Below are 25,022 nucleotides of genomic sequence, written 5' to 3'. Positions count from 1 at the left end.
GGTGCGAAATGACAACTGTAAATAACTGGAAAAATAGTCAAGGCATTGAGAAATATTCCTCAATCATCCCAATCTTAGATGAATTTGTGAGTGAGGAAGGGGAGCATCTTGGTTACATCTTAGAAGGGGGTTACCTTGGCGTAACGTGGCTATGTCCACCGTCAGGTGGTTATGGTGCAAATACGATTTCCACGCTGGATTCGATTTTCAAAAAAGTCTATCCAGAAGGGACTGTGCTGCAATTCTCGCTAGTGGCTTCAGACGACTTAGTAACAGTGTTAGACAATTACCGACATTGCCGTGGCAAGCGTAATCGGTTCGATACGGTCATTGATAATGACAATATGACCGAATACATGGTTGATTATTATAAAGCGCTTGCTGATACCTCAATCCCTTCGCGAGATATGGAAGGTGTACCGCTTCGCAACTTCGAGGTATGGGCCTCAATCAAGGTGCCTATCAAGAAAGCCATGCCGACTACAGAGGAAGTCGAAGATTTTGTAGATATGGCTAACAACCATGAAGCGTCATTACAACAAATCTTTGGTGTAGCGACCAAAATGCAACCTGAGATCCTAATTAACCGATTGCAGATGATCCACAACCCATCCCCGAATGCAGTTTGGCGCCGTGGAATTAAAGTAGATGGTAGACAAGGCTGTTACCGTTCTACTCAGCCCATCCGTGCGCAGTTGCTTGAACCTGGCACTGAGGTCAAAGTCGATGGTTCTGATTATATGGCGATTAAAGCGGAAGATGGTTCTACACGATTTATTCAAAGTGTGAGCATTAAAGAGTTCCCAGATTCCATTTACCAAGGCACGTTACATTTAATGACTGGCGATTGGTTGAAAGGGGATGATGGCGCTATTCCCGGCAATTTCATGATCAACCTTGTTGTTGAAATGAGCCCTAAGAAAGTCGCTAAGGATTACTCCAAGCGCCGCCTAATGGCCAAACAGATAGGTGAAGGTCCGTGGGCTCGTTGGATTTCGTCTTTGAAATACGGCCTGCAAGATTTTGAATACTACGAGCATTATCTAGAGCGAGAAAAGGCTCAGCATTGCCGCTTTCATTTAAACTTTCAAATGTGGGGACCGACTTTAAAGTCAGTTAAGAACTGCACTAAAAAACTAATCACGCGCATGGAAGGCTTTAGTTGGTCAGCTGGCGTGGATAGCTTGATTGGCCGTTTCACTTGGCTAAATGGTCTGCCAATGTGTACCTCAAGTGAAGTCAGTAGTTTCATTGAACGCTTTGACTTTCTCCCTAGTAACTTGGTCAAGTTCTTCGTTCCTATGGTGGCATCGTGGCCAGGAAACGCAGTGCGACACCCTGTGCTGACATACATTGCCCGTGATGGTCAGTTAATCACCTTTGACCCATTAAAGTCAGACTCCAATTACAACATCTTTATAACCGCAACCTCTGGCGCTGGGAAGTCGGTCTCTGCTAACTATTTGATTGAAGGTCTACTTTCAACCGGAGAAAACCGTTATCCAGATGCACTTGGTAATATCCACGGTGATCCTGATGGTGGCCGCGTATTCATCATCGACTCAGGTCGCTCATACGTTAAAACAACAGAGTTGTACGCAGGACAGTTCGTAGAGGTTATTCCGGACAACCGCTTTGCGTTTAACCTATGTCCTTTTAAGAGTATCGACGAATCTCAAAAAGATACTGATGAAGGCGTTGTAGATAGTGACGCTAACAACTATTTAGGCGCTCAAGGTGAAATGCTGTTGAACATCCTGAAGTTGATGGCTTTCCCACTTGGAGACTGTAACAGCTATCAATACTCTGCAATGTCAGTATTGCTCATGCAACTGTGGAACGAGAAGGGTAGGGAAACCAGTATTGACGATTTCGCTGATGCTTGTGCTAAACATCCCCGAGAAGAAGTTCAACAAATCAGCGACCAATTGACTCCTTGGTGTTACTTACGCGGTGGCCAAAACAGTTGGATGTTCAACCCTAGCAAGCCGCCCATTCAGTTTGAGAAGGATTTAGTGGTGTTAGAGCTAGACGGACTTAACGGTTCAGACCAGCTCAAAGCGGTGTGTATCATGCTGTGTATTCAACGTATTCAGCAGGAAATGTTTAGGCATGATCAACTGCATATTGTGAAAGCCTTTATTCTCGATGAAGCGTGGGAGTTCTTAAAGGAAAACAAGGGTGTAGATGAGCAGACCCGTCAGGTTCTTCAAACTCTGGCAAAATTCCTCGAATCTGGTTGGCGTCGTTTCCGTAAGTACAACAGCCTGGGTGTGTGTATTTCGCAATCGATGAAGGATGCCAACGAGTCGCCTGCGGGTATCGCGATGGCCAGTAACTCGGCTCACTTATTCTACCTCATGCAAAACGGTGAGGAACTGGCCCGACTCAATAAAGAGGGTAAGTTCATTGAGCAGGATTACCTTTTACTGAGGAATATCAAGACGGTTAGGCCGTTTTTCAGTGAAGTTCTGTTATGCAGTGGCGGCACAAAATCTGTAGGCAGGCTATATCTGCCAAGGGCTAAAGCACTGACTTACTCTACCGCTCCAGACGAGAAAAAACAGATTGAAATCATGATGAAAGACAAGGGGGTCGATATGTTTACCGCTTGCCAGATGATTGCTGAAAGGGAAGGAAAAGATCTAGTCGGGACATGGCGACGTCGATTCGACGCCAAAAATGAATCTTAGGCCTGCTGCTCGCAGGCCTCGCGTTCTTACTTAAAAGAATTGATTAGCGTTGATACTGGAAACAACTTCTTCAAGCTGTCTCTCAGGGAGGCTCGAATCTACCCCAGGGAAGGGGGATAACAGATGTTTATGGGCAACAGCGGAAATCGCTAATGTGATACTCGAATGTTCATTGGCAAGATACAGCTCTATTGCTTGCAGTGTTTCTTCGGGGAATGACCAGTGTCGAATGAACACAGGAAGTAGTTCTTGGTTGAGTGCTGTGCATTCACCAATTGTGACATTAATACCCATGTGATCAGCGTAACCAGCTACCAGCATAGCTCCACCGAATAACGCAATGCCTGTGATATACGAACTGGGTTTGCGCTGAATGTAGTCGAGTGCGATGGCGGTGTCGATTGAATAGTTTATGAGTTGAGTACTGACGTCATAAGCGGAGCTAGGCAACAGTTGTCTTAGCATGTAGGTAATGATCAGATTGACACTTCTGAGCGTTCCTAGTTTGGTGATTGCACGTTTTAAATCATCAAAGTTTTTAATGACGGGTAATGCAGCTGAATTGGCTACACGAAGGAACAACGCAGCGAGAGCAGCATCATTACCAACAAGTCGGTAAAGTTCATTAATGGGATCGTCGTGCTTCAAAATTTCCCTGATCTCCGGTACGGGGACATTTTTGATAAGTAAATCAAACTGAGCGCTTTGGGTTGCGTCAGTTATTGATTTAGCCGATATGGTGTAGTTAGCCATAAATCATCCATTAATTAACCGCTTAGACGCTTAGACGCTTAGACTGAAGAGTATCATGAAACACCTGTTGAGTGTAATCGTACATCAGTATCTATGCCGTACAAAAAAATTAATTAGTATAAACTACTTTAACTATGGGGGTCGCATGTTGAGAAATATAAATTGTATGGTGTTAGGTTTGATGTTGGCTGTTTTTTATTCGTTCACGGCGCCAGCATTCGCATCACCCGCGCCTAATGAGGCTGAAAGCTGTGCTGTTGCTATGGCCCAGTTTCGCTATTACGCACATGGTTATGAGACTGGGGCTAAATGGATCCCAGGCAGTTTAGAGGCACCTAAGTACGCTGAAAGCGAAGTCAATCCAGAAGGGGTGATTATTGATTATTATATTGCTAAAGAGTACACCGAGGGTAGCAATCAGATCCCTGTTGAAATTACTCGTCGATTAATTCACACGGCATATAACAACTATCAATCGGGTCATAGCGCATCGTTTGGGAGCTACTGGACGTTGGCCTCGTGTATGGGGGTTATTAATAAGCCAATCGAGTTCCTAGGACGCTGTGACGAAAGAGAAGCGCAGCCGACGAAAAGGGGATTCCAAGAATTCGTGCAGTGTGCTAGTCCCAACAGCTAATTCTCAAAATTTGCCTCAATCAAGAAGCGTGATCTAATGGAGACATAGAACACGAATCGGATTGGGGCATGACAGACACGTCTTTAGAGCAATTATCCAAGTTTGGCATAACTGAGTTATGGCAAGTTGGACTTGTAATGCCTCTGCAATACAAAGATTTACGCCTTGTTCAATATGACTTGAATCCCTATCAAGGCTTCTCTGGGATGACGCTTTTCGGCGGTCATATTCACTCCGTATCTGACATCAAGTTAGGACGCACTAAAAAACGCAGTCCCTTCATCATTGTTGAGCTGACAGACCAACAGGGGTTCCGACTGAAAACCTTCGTTTACGACACAGCTGAAAACCTAAAATCGTTGAGCAACGGGCTCGCGATGGCTAATCAGCATCACCCTATCTATGTCTATGGCTTACCGGAATATCAAAACCAACAACTGATTTTAAAAAATCAGGAGTTTATTGCCCCCGATGATTTAGGGCGGTTGCATGTGTGCTATGAACTGGCCAAGGGAAGGAGCAAAGCGGAACCCAAGGTAATCGATTTCCTCAGCCGCTTACTGTCAGAACGTGATGTTATCAAGGAGTGTGCTGACAAGATTAGAGAGCTGCTTTCAGCTACCGCTGTAAGTAACAAACGACTAAAGCAATTTCTGGGTGCAGCCCCGAGTGACAACATCGAGCAGATGTTACAGGAGATCCATTTCCCCGATTGTGTTCAACGAGGTTACGCACGGATTCGGCAAGTTAGTAAGTTAGCAGCAGTCCTCATTGGTGCAGAGGCAAAGAAATTGGCGTCACAGTGGGGAGTAAAGCGTGTCCCGTTGCAGTTTGAGTCAGAGGCGATAGATAACCGCATTAAATCGTTACCATTCCAAATGACCGAGGAACAAAAATCCGCGGCATTAAGTATGGTCGCGCAAATGACCACGGCAGTATCTCAACACATGATGTTAATTGGTGACGTTGGCACCGGAAAAAGCTGTGTGATTGGCACCTGTGCCGCCTCAGTTGTGGATGCTGGTGGGCGAGTGGCCATTATGCTGCCTACTTCGAATTTAGCGCGTCAGTTACATCGAGAGTTCTCTGAGTATTACCCTGACATCAGCCCGACGTTAGTCATTGAAGGGGAGATCATTGAAGAGATTTCCCAATGTCGAATGTTGATTGGTACAACGGCGATTATACACAAACAGTGGCCATTCACATTTGATCTGGCCGTCGTGGATGAGCAGCACAAGTTTTCAGTAGAACAGCGTGAGCTTTTTTGCGCTGACGGGGCGCATTTACTGGAATCGACAGCAACCCCAGTACCGCGAACAGCGGCTTTGCTGAAACATGGAGTGCTGAAGGTATACGAGCTAAAGCATTGCTTCGTAGATAAGCGTATTGAGAGTCGTTTGTTAGAGCATTACGCAGGTCGAGACTTGGCAATAAGAGCGTTAAAAACGCTTCAAAGCGGCCAAAAGTTATTGATCGTTTGCGCCCTTAAAGATGAAAGCAAGTGTGAGGCATTTGCGGATATTCAGAATGCGACAGAGGCATACGAGAAATGGTGCCGATTCATCCATAGTAATCGTCACGTCCTGCCGGATGGTAGCGGGGTAGTTCTGGCGCATGGAGGGCTAACAAACGAAGAAAATGCTGCGGCAATCGATGCGCTCAATACGGGTGATGCAAACGTGCTGGTAGCGACGACATTAGTTGAAACTGGGCTGACGATTAAAGGGTTAACCCACTGCATTGTGATGAATCCAGACAGGCTAGGTCTCGTCCAACTCCATCAGCTTAGAGGGCGCTTAGCAAGGCACGGAGGGGTAGGGTACTTTGATTTACTGTTACCCCTTGAAATAAGCCCAAAATCAAAGGATAGGCTTGAATTAATTTCTCAAATTTCACATGGCGTGACGCTAGCGATTGAGGACATGAAACTGAGAGGATTTGGCGATTTAACCAAATCAGGTCGCTCGCAAACGGGAGTTAATCAGCGATATTTGTTCGGTTACAAAATCAATCTTGATGATTTAAACGATGCAATTGAGTTGATTGATACCTCAAGTTAGGTCAGAATCAACACAATTTTATTAACTCAAGAGCTTTATGGTTTATGGGTAAGGTATGAAACTACAATCGTTAAGTAAAAAATCGTTCATCGCATTTATTGTTATCTTGGCTCTTGCCCTTCTCGTTTGGGTAGTGAGCCAGTTCAACAGCTATAAAACATCACTACCAACGGGTGTCGCCAAAGATGGCCCTCCGGCCCTAGCAACTTTGTTAAGCAGTAACGCCAATAACAAAGTGATCCAGAAATGGAGTGTCACCGACGGTTCGCAAAATATCACGGGTTGGCTGGTGGATCTGAGTGGTCAAAAACAAATTTATTGGAGCACGGGCGACTTTGTTATTGCTGGTGGTCTGGTGGATGCGAATGGCGTCAACTTAACGGAGCAGTGGGCGACGACGCTGGGCATCTCCGAAGCCGATAGGAATCAGCCACAACAAGCAGGTCGAGCACAACGCGCACCTGTTGCTCAGCAAACTTACACTGAGCAGGATTGGCAAAGTCTCACTGCGGCGAAATACATTCAACTGGGCTATGAACAAGCGTCAGCTGAGAAAGCGATTTATGTATTCTTTGAACCCTTCTGTAGTGCTTGCAGTAGCTTACTCGCACGTTTGAAACCCGAGATTGAAAGCAAACAGTTGGATGTGCGCTTGGTGCCGTTAGCGTGGATCAGCGCCAACTCTGTCCCAGCAATCCAAGCCATGATTGATGGCGGTAAGGAGGCGGTGTGGAAGCACGAAGAGGCGAAGCAAACTAAAGCTGCTTATGCCACTGCAACACCAACCCCAGAAACTAAGATGGCCATCATCCAAAACTCTGAGCTCATGGGTACACTGGGCATCCAAGGTACGCCAACGCTGTTTTATCGCAATGGTGGTGAAATGGTCAAAGTTGTGAATAACTTTGCCGCAATCTCCCAAGCCATAAACTCGCTACAACTCTCCGCATCAGTCAATTAATTTCCCATCTCCATAAGGAGATCCCAATATGGGATCTCCTTGGTATCATAAACTCATTTGATTAATTTAATGTGCATTTATTCATCGCAAAATTCCCGTTAATTGCTTAAAAAATGGGTAAATAAATATATCCATTTATATAATTCTGATAACCTATGTAATCATAAAAAAATGTTGGATTCAGAATGAGCGACTTAATTTTCAGTAAATCCGCCATAGCGCTACTTATACTAGCGCAATCGGCGTGGTCATTTAACGCTTTAGCTGTATCCGGTGTAACCATCACTGGTGAACTGTCTGCAAAAATGCCCGAAATCGTCTTGACCCCACCTTCAGGAGTGGTGGCTAACGTCCAGCAGGTGCAAATCAAACCAACTCAAGGAACCGGTGCGGGTTGTAGCTTAACGACGGATGTAGCGGCGGCAAAAGCCTTTACGCAGTCCCAAGGTAACATGCTCTGTTTACTGGAGTGGAGCTTGCCATCAGGGTTAAGCACTTACAGCGATGGTATTCAGGGTTACTTTAATAACTCTGGCAATAACATCATCGGGTATACCGTAAGTATTTATTCTGGCAGTGGCAGTGAAAAAGTGCTGGTTGAAACAGGCTCGATGACTGTGGAAGCGGCGCAAGCTATTTCCCCAAACATCGTTGAAATCGTAAGTGACTTAACCACTGGTATCCAGTTAGGCTCGGACGTAACCAGCAACAGCAAGGGAAACATCCTCAAAACCGTCCAAGTTAAGACCGATTCAAGGCCATATACCCAAGTAGTTAATGCGCCGAGTCTCGGGGCGTGTACCATCCCGATTGGCAGCACATCATGTACCATGTCCACAGCTGGCACGACTATTGTCACCGACACAAGCAGTTCGACGGGCTCAACCAACTACAGCATGAGCGTGGATTCGGATAATGGTTATTTCAAAACCATCAATGGCCAATATCAGTCGCAATACAATCTCGCGTGGGACTTCAGGACCGCGACACTCGACGATTATATGATGCAAGCGGTGGCCTCGGGTAACGAGGTGCCAATCACTAAAACATTTACAGACGGCACGACACTAACTATCGAGAACGAAAAAGCGCTATTAACAGTAGCTACCCCTCACGCGGGTAAATCCGGTACGTGGTGGCATCCACAGGCGACTATTACGTTAAAACCAGATCCACAGTATTCAATCAAACAACCAAGCTATAACCTGGCAGGAAATGACATTCTCTCTACCGATGTTATTACCTTACCTACGGGAGAACTTAAGCTGAGCCCTAAGCTCGTTGAGCAGCATTCCGATGTATGGGCATTCGAGTTTAACCTGTCTTCGCTTCCAGATGGCGTTTACATCCCATACGCGACGTTGACGGACGCTTACAGCAACACCTGGGAAGGTGTCGTAGGTGAGTCCAGTAACATCGATAGAAATCCTCCAACTATCAGGATTTACAACACTAACGGCGGCATTGTTAACGCTGCCGACCCTATTTATTTCTTTGATGATATTCTCGTTGCGGCTGTTGATTCCATGTCTGGTGGGGGGAAGGTGATTGCTGCGTCAGTGGATGGCCAATCAGTTCTTGGAGATGGTATTGATGAAGGGATTGAGTATTTAAAAATGCTCAAAACTCCAGATACTCCATTAGAGCCCAATACTGATAAATTACTATCTGTGGTAGTCCAGGATAATGCTGGTAACACATCAGTACAGGAAGTCTCAATTCGATATATGCCAGTAAAATGGCAGATAGATGACAGAAGCCAGACCTATCGAAGAGGTGTTCAAGCGGTCTCTATGCCACTCAAAAACACCGAGGGGGTTGGTTGTCGCATGTATGCGTCAGCTGAGCAGGCACGTAAAGCTGGTGGTCAGTTAAATTATCGCTGTTTTATTGAATGGCTACAATTCCCTGATGGCACAGGCTCTCAATGGTCTAACTCTCAGCAAGTGCTCGCGGGTACGTTCCAAAAAGCGACCAGTACATCCTCACTTAACGAGGCTAAGTACAAGGTTTGGATGATCAACCGAAAAAACTCAGAAGCGCTCAGCTTTGTGGGTTCGCAAGCATTTAAAGTGACTGAGCCGGAGCCGCCAGTAGTAACTGTTGCTAAATACCGTGAATTTAAACCTGACATTTTTACGACGACAGTTGATGGTGGGGTGATTACCACCACGTCAGCTGAGTTTATTAACGGTGATTTAACTTTTTCAATCACTAGCAGTGATGGCACTCAGGTGTTATACCCTTACACACAATCAGGCTCAGCTCAGTCTAAAAAGCGAATTGGTAAAGTTTTAAGTGTGGGGGCATCTGCCTTGTGGACCACAAGAGATATTGAGCTAAAAGCTCAGTACACTGGGGACAAAACCGCGTTAGGCACTAAGAAGGTTAAAGTTCTGACTGTGCCAGCTAATACTATTGTAGCGAAGCTAGAAACCCCCGAGGTACTTCAAAACACTCAGTCTACGATCACTGCTAAAGTGAGTATTGGCTCTCTGGACTTCTTAACTCGAAAAATGACTTACGATAAAGAGACTATGGGTGATTGGTCTGCGGTCATTGCATTGGAGTCGCGAAACAAAGAAGGTACTAGCTATCAAAACCTAACAGAGCCATTAAAGCTTAACAGTGAAGGTGTGGCATCTGCGGAAATCCCATTCAAGGACTTTTCTATCGGCAGTTCTCGCTTAGTGGCTCTGGTGACTGTGGACAGTAAACTGGCTGATTACCAAAAAACGATTAAGAGTAATTCTGCATTTTTCCAGATTTATAAAGGTGAGGCTATTGACGGAGATATCCAGATAAAGCGCATGGCGGGTAAAGCGCCATTCGCGGCTCAACTGCTATACGTACCTAATACACTAAATGACCGTCGTGCTAAAGGCGACGTGACTTGGGAAATGTCGAAAGATAGTGGCGGTACGTGGGAAGAAATTGCCACTAACAAAGACTTTGTTCAACTCCTATTATCAACAAAAGGGATCTACCAATTTAGAGCGCAGATTGCGAACAAATACAGTGGAATTAGAACAACCACTGATTTTCAAGAGGTGTTGGTGTACGAGCAACCTGATCTGAAGATTGAAGGGGTTAGTGCATTGCATAGTGGGGAAACTGGTGAGTACAAACTTCTGGATAATGACGAATCTATCGACTTGACTTCAACGGAGGTCCAATGGTCTTTAGATGGTGTGAACTGGGTTAATGGTGATGATAGTTTTACATTAACAATGGACAACGATACTCGCTACAACGTTTATGCACGCGCTGCTTACGTGAATACTGAGCTGGCTGGTGATGCTAGATTCTCGAAGGCTACTAAGATTGTACGTGCTGCACGATTACAACCTGTGAGAATGTCGTTGCCAGTAATCAAAGCGATGGAAGAAGGTGTACCCTACACACTAGATGTGACAACTACCTTAGCTGATACTGCCGCAGGTACTCCAATCATTACTGAATGGACTTTGCCGGACGGTACTAAAACTCTATCACCATCTATTACTTACACCCCAACAGCGGCAGATGTCACTAATAAGCTGGTTACACTACAAGTCAGAGCATGGGCAGAGGGGTATCAGGCTGAGACTGAAAACCTGAAACGGTTAACGCCTGCTGCATGGAGATATACTTTCCCATCTTTTGAGATCATCAGCAAAACGAACAGTAGTTATGCCCCAACTTCTGGTTCAATGTTGATTAACACACCGACAGATCTCCCTCCTTACTATTCAGGAGTGACTTTCTCAGTAGAATGGAAAATCCCTGAGACATTTGAAGTGGTTCGTAAGTCAGATAAGCAAGTGGTTTTCAATGTGACGGAAGCGGGAACCGAGAATGTTCAAGCTACGGTCACCGATAACAGAGGAAACGCTAAGGTGGTTTCAAGCTATATTGGCACCAACCAAGCGCCGGAGCCCCAGTTGAGCATTGAGCCACGTTATAGCAACACTATGATGCGCGAGCCATTAACCGTGATAGCAAACTTGTCAGGCAAAATGGGACATCCATTAGACAGAATCAACACGGTTAGTTGGTATCTAGATGGCAAGCTGGTGGAGCCTACCAATCTGAGGGTGATGGTAAGTGGTGTTGAAGCGGGTGTTCACAAACTAAAAGCGGTTATGACATCCGTATTCAACATCCAACGGGAGTACGAAATGGAAATCCCCGTTGCCAAAAACGTAGAACCCAAATGTAACGTGAAGGAAAGCAATTATTCCAACATTCTCCGACTCGATCTGATATGTACTGACGAAGATGGTAAGATGGCGAAATACGAGTGGAACATTAACGGTGAAGTATCACCCTACATTGGATCTTATATTTACGTAAGTAAGTCAACTGGTTATAGTGCTGTGATTATCGCTAGAGGCGTGGATGACTCTGGCGCTTACTCAAATTCTATTGAGAAACATTACACATATTAAACCGTTCAAATAAAGAATCCCGCAAGTGCGGGATTTTTTATAAATGCTAATTTCATGTGAGACATTAAAATTTGTCAAATGAGACGTATAGTGCGATAATTAATCATAATTTTGGAATGCAGGAGTCATTGATATGGCTGTTCAACAATTACGTGAGTTCAGATTAAAACCTAAAGCACATCAATCTATCTGGGCTAAAGTGGGGTTGCCTGCTGGCGAAGGCCCTGTGCTAAGTGACGCAATAAATCATGGGTTTAGTATTGATGTTGTGAATCGCTTTGCCGAAGCCGTTTCCATGCCCGTTACGAACCTTGTTCAGTATGCCGGTTTAAGCCGGGCAACCTTCGCCCGTCGGGTAAAGGATAAAGAACATCGACTGAAACCTAGTGAAAGCGAAGCGTTTGCAAGGATGATACGAATGTATGAAGCAGCAACTTTGATGCTTGGTGGAAACAAGGCTGATGCTATTCAATGGCTCAATGAACCCGCAATTGGATTGAACGGTAAAAGACCAATTGAGTTAATGGGCTCTGAGTCGGGCACATTAGATGTCATTCGTCTAATTAATAGATTAATGCACGGAGTTTACATGTGAAGCTCTATCGCATTGTATCAAAGCAGTACGTGGATTCTGCATGGAATGGACAAGGGGCTGCAATGTATGGGGGGCGCTGGAACTCATTGGGAGTACCGATGGTGTATACCTCTCCTACACTATCTCTAGCAATCCTAGAAGTCTTAGTGCATCTCAATTCACCCCGAAGATTCGATAACTTCGTCACGCTTGAACTGGAATTGCCCGAAAGTGAATTGATGATGTTGCCACAAAGCGAATTGGCCGAGGGGTGGCGATACAACGACATAATGTCCAGAGGGCTTGGAGATTCGTTTATAGAGTCTGAATCGGCGGCTGGACTGATGGTGCCCTCGTTTATTGTGCCCTTGGAGCACAATGTGTTGGTCAACCCTTCCAATCCAGTTGTAATTGAGTCGGTTAAGAATGCCGTTGATTTAAAATATCAAATCGATCCAAGACTAATTTAAGTTGTTGATTAGCTAGCATAGACAACTCGGTTAAGCGGGTTCTCATTTTATTTATGACAAGTAAAATCTAACCCAAACCAAAAAAAACCGAGGTGGTTGAGGCCTCGGTTAAATGGGTCTAAACGGAAGATGGTTGTTCACTATTGAGCTAGTTTGCTTAATGAATCGATCGAAATATCGGATATTGAATCATTAGCAGCATTTGCGGTTGCAACTTCAATTTGCATAAAGTAGCTAAGAACATAGGTATCATTAGGGCTGCTGGTGCTGTTGAATAAACTAAATGTGGGGTCTAAATAGTAGTCGCCACGCTTTAACCATCGATGATCTAGCGCGATTAAATTATCACCTATCGCGACAATCACGATCCCTTGCACTATAAGTTCAGCATTCAATATGCTCTGAGTTCTACAGCAATTCACAAAACTCTTCCCACATTCTACGTGTGCGGAAATGCGGTCCAACTCTTCAATTGTAAGACCTGTAATATTCACTGGGATCAGTGTTGTCGGGTCAATTCCTAGTTGATTCAAAATTAGCTCTAAGTCATTCACAGTAGATTTCATCGCCGCTCTCGTTGTTGCTGAACTGCATTCCGTCTAGTAATATACATGAACTGTATACTAATGGAAATGTGTAGATGATCAAATTCGACAAGGCTCACTGGCGTCACACGTATTTACTTCCATTTTGTATTGCTGCCGTCATTACAGCTGCTACTACGTGGTTTAGTCATAGCTATAAACTGATATTGGTACTCAACAGCGATAAATGCATTCCAGGTTCAGTATTCGTGGTAGACACACGACAAAAACACGTTAATAGCGGCGAGCTGGTGATGTTCATGTCTCCTCAAACCGACATTCTTCCGTCAGGGATCAACATCATAAAGTTAGTGGCAGGTGTCGAAGGAGACCTCGTAGAAATAGGGAGGTTTAGTGTGACCAACAAAAAACACAGGTTCCCAGCACCTATCGACAATGCGGCGAATGCGCTGAATATCGATGTACAAAAGCTCATTGGTACTCGGACTGTAGAGAATGGCGGGATCTTTGTGTTAGGCACAGAACCTGGCAGTTATGACAGTCGTTTCTTTGGTTCAATCAAAACTCAGCAGGTGATTGGTCGTGCTTACCTCATTATCTAATAGACAGTTTCTTGTTAGCTTGTTTGTGGCGGTAACGATGTCTGCCATTTATTTCGATGCAATGGCTACAGACGATAACCAGCAGTTTATTCTGGATGCAAAACGACAGATGGATGAAGTCCGTAGCCAAATCGAGGCTATGAGGCAGAACAATACCCAGCAGCCCCAAGGTGGCCTCCCCGCTGCTTGGGGGCAGCAATCTTACATTTCACAAGCACAAATGCTCACCCAGCAGGCCGATGCGATCAGGCATCAAGTGCTGCCAAAGCCAGAACCTGTCACGCCTGTTGTGCAGCAAGAGATAGCCGCAAACGGAGAGGTATTCATTTTCGCTTCATTCGGTATGCCAGCATACACGCTGAAATCAGCGCTGAGAGCAGCATCTCAAAGCCAAGTTAAAACAACAGTCGTATTTAGAGGCCTGAAAGATGAATCTGAAAGTCTGCGTGATGCCTCCAACGCCATTCATAGAGTGATAGATGAAGCAGATTTAGATGTGACTCCAAGAGTTATCATAGACCCTCGTTTGTTTAATACCTATGCAGTCGAAGTAGCGCCAACAATGGTGTATCGCAACGGTGGCAAAGTGGTTACCGCGACAGGGCTACAGTCATTAGAAGATTTCGTTAAGCAGTCCGAAGGCTTGTTGCAAAGCGGCTCGCTCGGGAAGTTGTCAGACACTTACGACATTACTGAGATGGACATGCTCGAACTTATCCAACAGAAGCTCAAAAAAGTAGATTGGGAAGAGAAAAAGCACGAGGCCGTTAGCCGATTCGTTAACCGTAAAGAGGTTCAGTTGACAGAGAGCCTTAAAGACGAGGATGTGCGTTACAAAATTGACCCGCGTGTTCGCTTTACCCAAGACCAAACAACGCCGGATGGCCAGTATTTTGCCAAGGCCGGTGATGTTGTAGATCCTACAGCATTACTCCAAATGGAAACCCGCTTATTCATGATTGACCCAACCAGTGAACGTCAGCTGGCGTGGATGAATGATGTACTTTCCGTGACTGAGCACAAGCAAGTTTACGTGCTGCTATCTGCGCTGCCGGCCGGTAGCGATTTAACCGAATTTAACCGGTTGCAGACAAAACTAGGCCGTCGCTTGTACTTGATGCAACCGACGATGGTGTCTCGTTTTCAGCTTGAGCATTTACCCGCATTGGTTGATTTGTTTAAGGGAGAAATCCGCGTCACTGAGATTGGTCAACGAACTCTGAGTAATGCGGGATTACCGACACTATTAGTAGCTCCAAATGGCGGTGCCAAATGATGAAGAAGTTCGCAAAAGTAGCTGTTTTTCTGGCTTCCATGATGTCCGTAAATGTGAGTGCGAACAGTAAGCCGGACTCGGTTTGCCCCGATGCTGGCTATTTCTCAAACCTGATTAACTCTTTTTGCTGGTCATGTACGCTACCTTTTAACCTCGCCGGATTCTCGGACAATGTGCCTAAAGGGGCTAATTCGAGTCGTTTATGCTCATGCTCGGATGCTCTGGGTGTGCCGGAGCTTGGGGTATCTCTGGGTTACTGGTCACCTGATCATTTAGTTGAAGTCTCTGCAACGCCATGGTGCAGTCCAACGCTGGGTGGAACCTTGCTACAAAATGACATGACGATGCGGGGGAGGGCATCCAACCCAGAAACTCAATCTGCCGAAACGGTATCGTTCTTACATTACAACTACATCATCAATCCGGTTTTCAAGATGTTAGGTCTTTTCTTGTTGCCTGAGTGCGACACATCCCCTGGTTACTTTGACCTCGATATTGCGTACATGTCAATCCTCGATGTCACCTACGAAAACTCGGCGCTATCATTTCTGTTCACTCCTGACGCAATTCCGATTGCGAATCCAGTTGGCCGCGCCATTTGTGTTGCCGATGGGATGATCACTGCTAGTAGCGGCAGTGCTAACGAGGCACTGTGGTTCTGCGCTGGTTTAGATGGTCCCTTGTATCCATTAACCGGCTTTATTGGGGCCGACAATGATTTTATCCGCAATACTCAGTTAATCACGACTCGTTCACTTGCTGCGCTACATCGCAGGGGGTTAGCGCGAAAAACTTACGGTAAAGAGGCGATGTGTAACGCCGAGTACAGTCCAATGATCCCTAAGGCGCAGTACAAAATTTCTATGATGTATCCGTCTCCTGAAGCTAATCCTGCAGCAGCATCAGCTGTGAAACCCACGAAGGCTTTTAATATTGAGGATCTACAAAATCCTGAAACTGGCAATTACGACAACAGCGAAGATAAAAATAAATCAACCCTAGATGGTTCATGGGATGAATGTTGTCACCCTCTCGGTTGGCCTACGATTTGGTGGGGTTCAGGTAGAAAGTCTCCTGGTAATGGAAAAGACCAACACGCGGTTTATTCAATTTTCAGATACACCGATTGCTGTGTGAGGGTTCAATAACAATGGAAGATAAACTGGTTACGTGGTGGGAAAAGGCAATCTCTTACGGAATAGGAAGCATTTACTTATTCAATATTTTAACTATGAGTTTTCTGGCGCTATTTCTCACAAGTAGCCCTGCATTTGCAGATCTCCCATTGCCAGTATCTCTTCAGTATTCCTGCCCAACAGGGTGGAGCTATTCAAATGGCACTTGTGTTAAGTACACCTATGCAGCGCCAGTAGTGACATGCCCTACAGCTGGTTATTCCGTCACCACTGTTGATGGCTTACAAACATGCGCCAAAAATGAGTCCCGGACAACGATTAACAGTTGCCCCACTGGGACTAACTGGCTCGATATCCAGCAATCGTGGAATTATCAAGACCCACTGTATCCCAATTATTGCTCTGCAAGGCAAAGCGCATCCTCATTAGCGAATTGCCCCAGTGGGTACACGACATATAGCAATGGGATCTGTTTTAAGCTACAAACTCCATTGGGAAAAACGTGTCCAAATGAGGGCGGAGCCTCTGAAAAGGTTGAGCAAATCTGTCCCCAGACCTATGTAGACCTCGGACTCTGTAAAAAAGACGAGACAGTCACTGTGTCACTGCCTGACCAAAGCTGGCAAAAGCAGAATGAATCTACTTGTAAGCGCACTCTTTACGAAGGTACGGTCTCCACCTGTCCAACGGGTTACACCCCTGCCGGTGATGACAACTGTGTGAAAGTGCAAACAACCCCGTCTACGGTAAGTTGTCCGTCCGGCTATTACCAAGATGGCGGTCAGTGTTCACCTGGGACGGCCCCGAGCTGCCCAGCAGGAACGTCGTATAAGAATGGCTCATGCGTGAGCACGTCAGGTACAGTAACCAGCTGCCCAGCAGGAAAAGAGTTAGATCCCTACAGCAATACCTGTATTACGGCGAAGGGAAACTTATCAGATCCTGATTACTTTATGCAGATGGGCCGCGATTTTGGCAAATCCGCGGTAGGCGCCATTGAGCTGCCAGGAGGTACAACTAACAATATTAAGCTTAATTACCGGAATGTTGGTCAAACAGATATGACCACATCTAATATGACCAATGCTGATATGCTCGGGCTTGACTCCAATAACGGTTACAACGTATCTGCAACAGGTACTTATCAGGACGAAAAGGCGCAACAAAAATCGATTAAAGAGGCCGTTGAGCGAAACACGGCTTATGGAAAGTCAGAGCCCGTTGTTGGGGCAAATCAAGATGAAACGAATGATGCGCAAGATCATAGTGCCAATGCTTATCTAACCTTGCTTGATGCTCAAAACAAGAACCCGCCACACACTATTGGAAAGGATGCTTCATTCCTTAAATCTGGATCACAGGAACAGCAAAACATTCTTAATGGTAGTGGAGGACAATTTTTCGGAGATTGTTCGACTGATACTGTCACCAAAACTACTATCGATGACTCACTGGTTAAAAATACGATTCAAGAATGCTTCAAGCCAAACAGAAACAATCTTTCAAGCTGTAATAGAGAACGAATCTTAACGCCACCTAACGAGAATAAAATTTTTGGAAGTGGGTTTGGCTATTGCGGTAAGCGCTGTATTTCAATAATTTTGGGTGATGAAACTAATAATGCTCTGCCGGACAATGAAGACGGTACGTGTAAAGTTTATCGCAATGCAACATCGTTCAGATTGCTTGACGGAATAAACATTGTTTCCGCGACTATCGGAAAATCGAGGTACGACGATTATTTTAAATTGTCAGTTAACGACACAATTCTGAATCAATCTTCGACGTTCCCACTCGATGGGCAGTCTTGTTCCGATGTGGGTAATACCATCGCCGCGACCCCCATTGATGTGACTGTGCCGTTTCAAAAAGCATTGGCAAAGAATCGCACACTGACTGTCGAGCAGATGCTATCCGTAAAACATCTGGGGGAAGGATATACCAGTATCACTCTCAATTTTGATCAGGATTTGCTTGCTAACTGGGTTGAGGACATTGTTGAGTCGCCTGAAGGATGCGAGGCTTCGTTGTCAACGCCTGACAGTTTTTGTACGGCTTCTGATTGGAAATGCGATGCTCGGTTAGATTCAGAGTTAATCAACAACGGTGGTGTTCTGAATCTATCGGATATTGAAGGAGCTCCGGGTGTTCAGGCAGTTTCCGGGGCAAATGACGTAGTATTAATGGTTATGCGTAGGGATTTTGAACCAAGTTTGGCAAATGGGACTAATTCAAACTGCGGTAACATAGTTGGCACCACTGACTCCGAGGGCGATAATAAAAACGATGACGGTCTATGGGTGTGTAAAGAAGGCATCGGATTCCAAACCCACAGTATCTATAGTGGCCCAGGAATGTACGGGACAGAGTTTGTAAACGTCTTACCCAAGAGGAACAAATGGTCTGTCTTCGCTGTAAAAATTAACAATGGTCTGACATCTCGGTTTTACAATGAAAATGGTCAGATATTTAACGCTAAGCAGATGTATGGTGGAAGCTTTGACTCATTAAAGCAGCGTCGAATTATCATTGGTCGAGGGAATACCTCACAGGATTGGACCAAACGTGCGAATGCGCCACTCTATCTGGCTCATTGGGAAGTGCTTCGTGATATTACCTCGGATCAACAAGTGCTCGACGCACTAGAAAAAACCAAGGATATGTTTGCACTGGTCAACTTAGACCCCTTATATGAGGGTGATGATGGTCTTACCCCTTGCATGTACGCACATATGGAAGATTATGTGTGTGATCCTCTCAAGGGAAATCGATTACCGCTTAATGGTGGTTCAGTTGGTTATTCTGACATTCGCACAATGGGTGACCAATGTACCCAGTACACTTCAGATGAAAAGTGCAGTATTGAATCCTCTACGTGTGCGGAAGGTTGGCTAGATTCAGCAACGAATACCTGTTTTGGTTGGGATGTCACGTATCGCTGCGAAAGCGGTTCGGTCATAACTAAAACCGAAACCGTGGAGAATAATACTTGTTTCACTGATGCATCTTGCGTTGATGGAAATTGCGAGACAAAAGCTAAAGAGACCAATACAGACTTTGTTCAAACCGCGGCGATGTATGCGGCGATTAACGAGTTAGATAACGGATCATCATGTACTGACCCAACTAATCCTGATACCTGCCAAGTGTTCGTCGGCAGTGTTGAGCAATGTAGTTGGGATCAACTCAAGGTAAATGACTGCTGCTCCACCAAAGGCACCGATACCACATCCAACTTATTTAAACTGTCATTAATGACCTTTAAAGCTGGGCAAAACGCAGTGTCCAGTGAGAACGCGTGGGTGAATGAGTATTTAGGCGGGGAATATGCCAAAAAAGGCTGGAGCATGGTAAAAAGTGGTTGGAATGATGCCGTCGATTGGGTATCTGACTCAACTAAACCAGCGACGGAGGCTGCAAAAGGTGCATGGGATTATCTAGGTAAATCCTTTTCGTCTGAAGCTACTGCTACAGCAGGTAATGCGACAACTACCGTATCAGGAGAAGCTGGATCCGTTGTTACTGACTTTTTTACGGATTTGGCTACCTCAATCGATACGGTAAAAACTCAAATCTACCAGTGGGTTTATGATGTCATGCCGCAGGCGATGCAGGAAGCTATAGTTTCTGGGGCTGAAGCGCTAGGGGTTGAAGTAGCCAAAGAGCAATCAGGTGCTTTAGCAGAAGGTGCTGGCGCACAGGCTATGGAAGGTGTTGTAAGTAACCTCATAGCAGCGCTTTCTTTCGTGATGATGCTTTACACCATTTATAACATGCTCAAATTGCTTTATACGATTCTAACGGCATGTGACGAGGAAGAGCTGAAAATGGGGACCGAGCTGAAAGAGCGCAAGTGCTTCTTTGTCCGCAAGGTCCCTTGTAAAAAGACATTAGGGATATGTACTGATAAGGCGCACAACGAGTATTGCTGTTTCAAGAGTACCTTAGCTCGAATTATCATGGAGCAGGTGATAGTTCAACTTGGCCATAATCCAGTGTCATGGCATGACAACGAAATGTGTCGTGGATTAACCCTAGACGAATTATCGAATATCGACCTAGGAAAAGTAGACTTCAGCGAGTGGGTGGGGTTAATGACTGAATCTGGTATGTTCCCTGAGCCTGACATGGAAAAAACGGGTGAAGATGCCATAGTTAACCACGATGCGCGAGACAGCGCCGATGACAGGATTAAAAATCAGTTAGGGGTGGATACTGGTGTAAAAGTTAGAGAAGCGTTTGAAAACGCTTCCCCTGCTACTAACCTAGATTGTTCTGGTTTCCCAAGACCACCATCTTGCCCAATCTAAAGTGACAAAACCCCGCAAGTATTTTGTTAAATGGTTGCGGGGATAAGATTACATTTTGACGAAGAAGCGCTGAGTTTTGGTATTAACGTCAATGATATATGGATAATCAGTCAATGATTTATCAACAGACTCACAGGTTTTGCGTGAATTAGGTGCCTTTGGTGGCATATAAAAGTAGGATGGATATTCAAAGGTCTGAGCTAATAACTTGCTGCTCTCAACTTGGTAACAAGAACCAATGCCTAACTTTAAAATCGCATAACTACCGCTTCCATCACCAATATTCAGCAATGATTTCAATTCAGCCCCACTAAGCAAGGTAGTTGTAGAAATGCTCAATGCCGCAAATTTACCTTTGAATTGGGGTAATGGTAAATCTGAATAATTCGAATCAACCAGCACTACAGTTCTGCCATCAACTCCAGCTGTGAGTTCAAATTTCTGACCATCTGGCAAGTAGGCTTTGATTAAGTCACCTTTTGCTTGTTCCATCTGTTCTGCTGGCACAATTTGATAAAACATAAATGTTGGTAAAGGTGGGATCTCCCCTGAACCTAAGAAAAATAGACCCGCATTTAATAGGCCACCAGATAGGCCGGAACCAGAAATCACACCTAAGCCAGCTGCGCCAGCTGCCGCGTTCATTGCGACAACCGAGCCGCTAGAACCGTTAATTTTCTCCCATTCAGCATCAGAAACAATTTTGTCTTTGATGTTTCCATGCCCCCCATGACCCAACTTGAAAACTTTAAATGCAAAAGAATCATCAGATTTAATATCGAGTTGAGAGACTGTTTTAGGTGCTGATTTGTCAGTTGGTGTTGACGCGCAACCAGAGAACAATGCGGTGCAAGCAAGAACAGCGGCAAGTGAGTAGGTCTTTTTCATGGTGAACTCCTGATAGAATTACCAACAATGTTAACACAGGCTTAATACTTGGCAAATTTCTTGAAATATAATATGAGTGGTTAAAGGTTGATTGTTTTGCCTGTGAAAATTATCATTCGGACAACACATAAATTTAATGGTGAAGTTTAAATGGGCTCAACAAAAGATCAGGGGTTAGTCATCGAGCGTGACGACAATACCCTTGTTTGTGCATTACCTGGAAGCGGCAAAACCTATGTTTTGGTAGAGCTGACTAAGCGTTTACTGTCCAGAGATGGCGCCTATTCTGTCCATTTACTCACCTTCACGGATGCGGCTCGTGTTGAGCTCACTGAGCGAATGCTTCACGCCCTTACCCCACGAGCTATGGAACGGGTAACTATCAGTACCTTTCATTCAACTGCGTTAGCGATGACTCGCGGCAAACTTAATCGCCGGTTATTAATGGCCAATGAGTTAATGCTGTTCGTTAAGTCGGTGCTCAATGAAGCTGACCATTTAGACCTCATTGATAAGTTCAGATTTAAGGTGCCGGACGTTGTTAGGCTGTTTGATGAAATGGGCCGAAGCCAAGATCTGTCAAAAGAGTATAGTGACACAGAAGTTGCTTTGTACGAGCTTTACAAAGATATGCTTATTAAGCAGGGCAAGACGGATTTTAACGTCGTATGCCAACTGTCCGTGAGCTGGCTGGCGCAAAGGGAAATCCCCCCTGTGTCGGCTACGCATATTCTGGTAGACGAATTTCAAGATACCGATGCACTGCAATACATGTGGCTACGAGAACACGCGCTGCTTGGTAAAAAGCTGGTGGTCGTTGGTGATGACGATCAAGCTATCTACTCGTTCAGGGGTGGTCAAGGATACGACAATATGGTGGCCTTTCAGTCAGAGTTTAACGCAGATGCTTACGTGCTGAGAGACTGCTTTAGATGCTCAAAGGAAATCCTGAATCGAGCGGGGATGCTGATTAAGTTCAATAACCCCGATAGGATTGATAAGCCGATGAATGCGGTTAGGGAAGAGCAAGGGACTGTCAAAATCATTAAGTCTGGCACGATGGATAACCAGCTTAACAGGATTTTAGATGCGGTGAGCAAAGAGCCTCATACGTGGGCAGTAATTGCGAGGAACAATGCCATCCTTGACCGCGTTGAAACGGTTATTCAGGGTCATGGCATTGAGTACAATCGACGCGGCGGTAAGTCGTTTTTTGATGGCGTTGCACCCTACAGCTTGATTCAAATTGCCTCTGTGATTTCAGGCAAACATGATGACCATACCCTACATCGGGCTTTGGCGGCTTTGTCAGTGCCAGAGGCGGAAACGGCAAGAATTATAGGTTTATGCCGGACGGCGAAAACGACCTTTGGCGGCCTTAAACATGCGGAGATTGGTCATCATGCTGACCTGCAAAAGTTCCACTCATTAGCTGAAGGCTGGCATGACATACCAGCAGGGCGTGAGGATGCGAAGCGAACCTACATGCAATCTATCGTTAAATTGTTAGTCATACACCTCGATAAGCGCGACCAAAAACATGCTCAAGTCGTCGGTGATGTCATTGCTGGACGTCACTGGGAGAGCCTGGGCGAAAGTATTGCGCAACTGAAGTCTTCGTTAGACAGCAAAAAGCGCAAAGACCAATCAGAAGAGGCCGCACCTAAGCTGTCATTGATCACTATGCACTCTTCAAAAGGTTTGCAGTTCGACAACGTGTGGATAGTGGGGAGCGACACAGGAACCATCCCGAGCAAAGAGGCGTTAGCAGGGGGTAAGATAGCGGAAGAACGTCGATTAATGTATGTGGCCATGACTCGCGCTATCTCGTCGCTCACTATGAGTTACACCAGTGAGCCCAGTGAGTTTCTGTACGAGGTTAACAATGAAAGGGTTGTAGAGCTGGAGTCTGGATATGAAGACGATGACGACGATTTTGACGCCGCATAAGGTGGAAAAGTCTAATTGTTGTAACACCGATAAACACAGATTGACAAGCTTACGAAATTAAAATAATGTGTAAGCAGGCGGATGACCTTCGCCTTTCTAAGTGTTCTACTTTTCAGTAGGCATTCTTTTCAGGGCCATGATGTACACACCTGTTCATGGCTTTCGTATCGGTGGCTTTAGCTATTTCTGATTTACCTCCAGTTTCACTAGGAAATAACGATTTCCTAGTGCAATTGCGCAACCGAACCTCCCACCTAAACGTCTGGCTCGCTGAATATCAGCTTTCCATTTCTTTACGAAAAATCTATCACTGAAAAATTCAGTTAGATAGATTCGGCGTTTAGTTCAAAAGGTGTTGCTACGCAGCAACCAAAAGTCTCCGTTAGCCTCGGACTCAGACTCAATTCAGATTAGCGACCTGAAACCAGATGTTTAGATTTTCTAAATATCTTCCCTTGTGGGTGAATATTCCCCCACAGGGATTGTTCACCCAATTTTTAATTATTGGAGTGAACTATGAATAGTATTTTTTCGGCCGAGAGTGTTCTGCATCAGATCACCCTTAATCAAAAAATCACACTTTGTGACGCTGAAGGCGAGATTCAAACTGCTTCAGCTCAGATTGCCTTGCTTAACGATTCTCCGTTTCGTGATGTCAATTCAAAAATTCAAAAAAACGCCAAATTCCATGCTGATTTAGCTGGTGAGTTGTGTGGGACCCTTTATTTATCTGCGGCTGAATCTTTGAAATCAGAGATGGTTGCGACATTTAAAGAACTAATGAATCGACTCCCTTTAGAGCTTCAAGACAGTTTTACGTATGCCTTGCTTGACTCTGGCGCACGTACACGCTTGGCCAAACGGAATCTATTCAACTTGTTACATTGATTAACAAACCTACCTTTTTGGGGTGATGAATTGCCCTAAAAGGCGTTCTCACCCCTTTTCTTTTTTATTTTATTAAAACTGGAGTGAGACTATGGACGCTATCGTATTTGCGGCAATCTTTATGGGTTTTATGACTATCTATCTGTTTTTAGTTAGACCTGTATTAGAGAGATTGGGCCTAGTTTGGTAATGCCAAATTAACCACTGTAAATCGACATCACTTAAGCGTCCTCTAGGACTGTTTATGGGGTGTCACTAATGCTCTTTCGCAATAGACAGCACTAGCGACACTCTATAAACAGGAATTTTACTTATGTCTACACTATCTGCGATTTTCTACCCAATAGCGCCAAGTGCTCCATCTAAATCTAATGAGCCAAAGCGAGTTAATTTAGGTGGTGGTGAAAGGCGCACCACCACGAAGTGGTGGCTTTAATCAAATCCTTCCTGCTGAGCTAAATATTGCTTCACGATTTCAAGTGGCGCACCTCCGCAACTAACCAGACAATAACTTCTGCTGTAAAAAACTGGCTTCCAGTAAAACTCACCCAAGTGTTCGGAAAACTCCTTTCGCACAAGTCTTGATGTAGCAGTTTTTAAACTGTTCACCATTTTACTTGGTTGCATCTTGGGATTAGCAGAAATTAAAAGGTGAAGGTGATCTGGCTCACCATTGCACTCCAAAAGCTCACAATCCCAAGATTTTAACAACCTTTTGTACTGAGATTCTAAGTACGCGGCAACCTCTGGCGTGATACAGCGATGACGATATTTAGTTACAAGAACTAAATGATAGTGAATATTATAAACGCTGTGATACAGCGTGTTTAGGGCTTGTTTTTTCAT

18 protein-coding genes are annotated in these 25,022 nt (G+C 45.0%); 14 read left to right on the top strand and 4 right to left on the bottom strand.

All coding sequences use genetic code 11. The features are described 5' to 3' along the window. Positions 1 to 8 precede the first annotated feature (8 nt). On the top strand, positions 9 to 2,693 hold the full coding sequence (locus ACRN9H_RS15575; protein ID WP_259216117.1) for a TraC family protein: 2,685 nt from the start codon (positions 9 to 11) through the stop codon (positions 2,691 to 2,693). A 30-nt stretch (positions 2,694 to 2,723) separates the two neighbouring features. Here the strand turns inward: ACRN9H_RS15575 and ACRN9H_RS15570 are convergent, their stop codons facing one another. Beyond that, positions 2,724 to 3,446 (bottom strand): HDOD domain-containing protein, encoded by a 723-nt coding sequence (locus ACRN9H_RS15570; protein ID WP_259216116.1) that lies wholly within the window; start codon positions 3,444 to 3,446, stop codon positions 2,724 to 2,726. Positions 3,447 to 3,591: 145 nt separating this feature from the next. On the opposite strand from ACRN9H_RS15570, the gene ACRN9H_RS15565 reads away from it, so the two are divergent. From ACRN9H_RS15565 to ACRN9H_RS15540, 6 genes are all read left to right on the top strand, one after another. Beyond that, complete coding sequence (locus ACRN9H_RS15565) at positions 3,592 to 4,083, top strand: hypothetical protein (protein WP_259216115.1); 492 nt, start codon at positions 3,592 to 3,594, stop codon at positions 4,081 to 4,083. A 68-nt stretch (positions 4,084 to 4,151) separates the two neighbouring features. Continuing rightward, the gene (locus tag ACRN9H_RS15560) at positions 4,152 to 6,146 is read left to right on the top strand and encodes a helicase-related protein (protein WP_259563911.1); all 1,995 of its coding nucleotides are present in this window, start codon (positions 4,152 to 4,154) and stop codon (positions 6,144 to 6,146) included. 55 nt (positions 6,147 to 6,201) lie between these two features. Beyond that, positions 6,202 to 7,107, top strand: a complete 906-nt coding sequence (locus ACRN9H_RS15555) for a thioredoxin fold domain-containing protein (protein ID WP_259563910.1) — start codon at positions 6,202 to 6,204, stop codon at positions 7,105 to 7,107. Positions 7,108 to 7,292: 185 nt separating this feature from the next. Continuing rightward, positions 7,293 to 11,537, top strand: a complete 4,245-nt coding sequence (locus ACRN9H_RS15550) for an Ig-like domain-containing protein (RefSeq protein WP_263201692.1) — start codon at positions 7,293 to 7,295, stop codon at positions 11,535 to 11,537. A 133-nt stretch (positions 11,538 to 11,670) separates the two neighbouring features. After that, positions 11,671 to 12,132 carry a type II RES/Xre toxin-antitoxin system antitoxin gene (parS, locus tag ACRN9H_RS15545; RefSeq protein WP_050991311.1) on the top strand — a complete coding sequence of 154 codons (462 nt, stop codon included), beginning with the start codon at positions 11,671 to 11,673 and terminating at the stop codon, positions 12,130 to 12,132. Further along, positions 12,129 to 12,581 carry an RES family NAD+ phosphorylase gene (locus ACRN9H_RS15540; protein WP_037426858.1) on the top strand — a complete coding sequence of 151 codons (453 nt, stop codon included), beginning with the start codon at positions 12,129 to 12,131 and terminating at the stop codon, positions 12,579 to 12,581. The genes parS and ACRN9H_RS15540 overlap by 4 nt, the downstream gene beginning before the upstream one ends. Before the next feature lie 140 nt (positions 12,582 to 12,721). Here ACRN9H_RS15540 and ACRN9H_RS15535 read toward each other — a convergent pair whose 3' ends face one another. Continuing rightward, positions 12,722 to 13,147, bottom strand: a complete 426-nt coding sequence (locus ACRN9H_RS15535; RefSeq protein ID WP_083848303.1) for a hypothetical protein — start codon at positions 13,145 to 13,147, stop codon at positions 12,722 to 12,724. A 74-nt stretch (positions 13,148 to 13,221) separates the two neighbouring features. Between ACRN9H_RS15535 and ACRN9H_RS15530 the strand changes: the two genes are divergently transcribed. Genes ACRN9H_RS15530 through traN form a run of 4 tightly spaced genes read left to right on the top strand, consistent with a single transcriptional unit; the run spans position 13,222 to position 20,450 of the window. Then, on the top strand, positions 13,222 to 13,728 hold the full coding sequence (locus tag ACRN9H_RS15530; protein WP_037426844.1) for a S26 family signal peptidase: 507 nt from the start codon (positions 13,222 to 13,224) through the stop codon (positions 13,726 to 13,728). A gap of 37 nt (positions 13,729 to 13,765) precedes the next feature. Then, positions 13,766 to 15,004, top strand: coding sequence for a TrbC family F-type conjugative pilus assembly protein (locus ACRN9H_RS15525; RefSeq protein ID WP_239642740.1), 1,239 nt, complete (start codon positions 13,766 to 13,768; stop codon positions 15,002 to 15,004). After that, complete coding sequence (locus tag ACRN9H_RS15520; RefSeq protein WP_050991310.1) at positions 15,001 to 16,152, top strand: TraU family protein; 1,152 nt, start codon at positions 15,001 to 15,003, stop codon at positions 16,150 to 16,152. Before ACRN9H_RS15525 ends, ACRN9H_RS15520 begins: the two co-directional genes overlap by 4 nt. Positions 16,153 to 16,154: 2 nt before the next feature. Beyond that, positions 16,155 to 20,450, top strand: coding sequence for a conjugal transfer protein TraN (traN, locus tag ACRN9H_RS15515; RefSeq protein ID WP_432314963.1), 4,296 nt, complete (start codon positions 16,155 to 16,157; stop codon positions 20,448 to 20,450). Positions 20,451 to 20,498: 48 nt separating this feature from the next. Here the strand turns inward: traN and ACRN9H_RS15510 are convergent, their stop codons facing one another. Then, positions 20,499 to 21,338, bottom strand: coding sequence for a hypothetical protein (locus tag ACRN9H_RS15510; protein ID WP_263201690.1), 840 nt, complete (start codon positions 21,336 to 21,338; stop codon positions 20,499 to 20,501). A gap of 150 nt (positions 21,339 to 21,488) precedes the next feature. Here ACRN9H_RS15510 and ACRN9H_RS15505 point away from each other — a divergent pair, with 150 nt between their 5' ends. The 3 genes from ACRN9H_RS15505 to ACRN9H_RS15495 all read left to right on the top strand — a co-directional run bounded on the left by ACRN9H_RS15505 (position 21,489) and on the right by ACRN9H_RS15495 (position 24,612). Continuing rightward, the gene (locus ACRN9H_RS15505) at positions 21,489 to 23,288 is read left to right on the top strand and encodes an ATP-dependent helicase (RefSeq protein ID WP_263148820.1); all 1,800 of its coding nucleotides are present in this window, start codon (positions 21,489 to 21,491) and stop codon (positions 23,286 to 23,288) included. Between the two features lie 516 nt (positions 23,289 to 23,804). After that, the gene (locus tag ACRN9H_RS15500; RefSeq protein ID WP_037426830.1) at positions 23,805 to 24,176 is read left to right on the top strand and encodes a hypothetical protein; all 372 of its coding nucleotides are present in this window, start codon (positions 23,805 to 23,807) and stop codon (positions 24,174 to 24,176) included. A 313-nt stretch (positions 24,177 to 24,489) separates the two neighbouring features. Beyond that, on the top strand, positions 24,490 to 24,612 hold the full coding sequence (locus ACRN9H_RS15495) for a hypothetical protein (protein ID WP_432314961.1): 123 nt from the start codon (positions 24,490 to 24,492) through the stop codon (positions 24,610 to 24,612). Here ACRN9H_RS15495 and tnpA read toward each other — a convergent pair. After that, the gene (gene tnpA, locus ACRN9H_RS15490) at positions 24,609 to 25,022 is read right to left on the bottom strand and encodes an IS200/IS605 family transposase (RefSeq protein WP_036932744.1); all 414 of its coding nucleotides are present in this window, start codon (positions 25,020 to 25,022) and stop codon (positions 24,609 to 24,611) included. The genes ACRN9H_RS15495 and tnpA overlap by 4 nt on opposite strands.

The sequence above is a fragment of the Shewanella sp. MF08487 genome (assembly GCF_050848685.1).
Taxonomy (GTDB): Bacteria; Pseudomonadota; Gammaproteobacteria; order Enterobacterales; family Shewanellaceae; genus Shewanella; species Shewanella glacialipiscicola.
The sequence above is the reverse complement of the archived record's forward strand: the minus strand, read 5'-3'. Positions and strand labels throughout refer to the sequence as shown.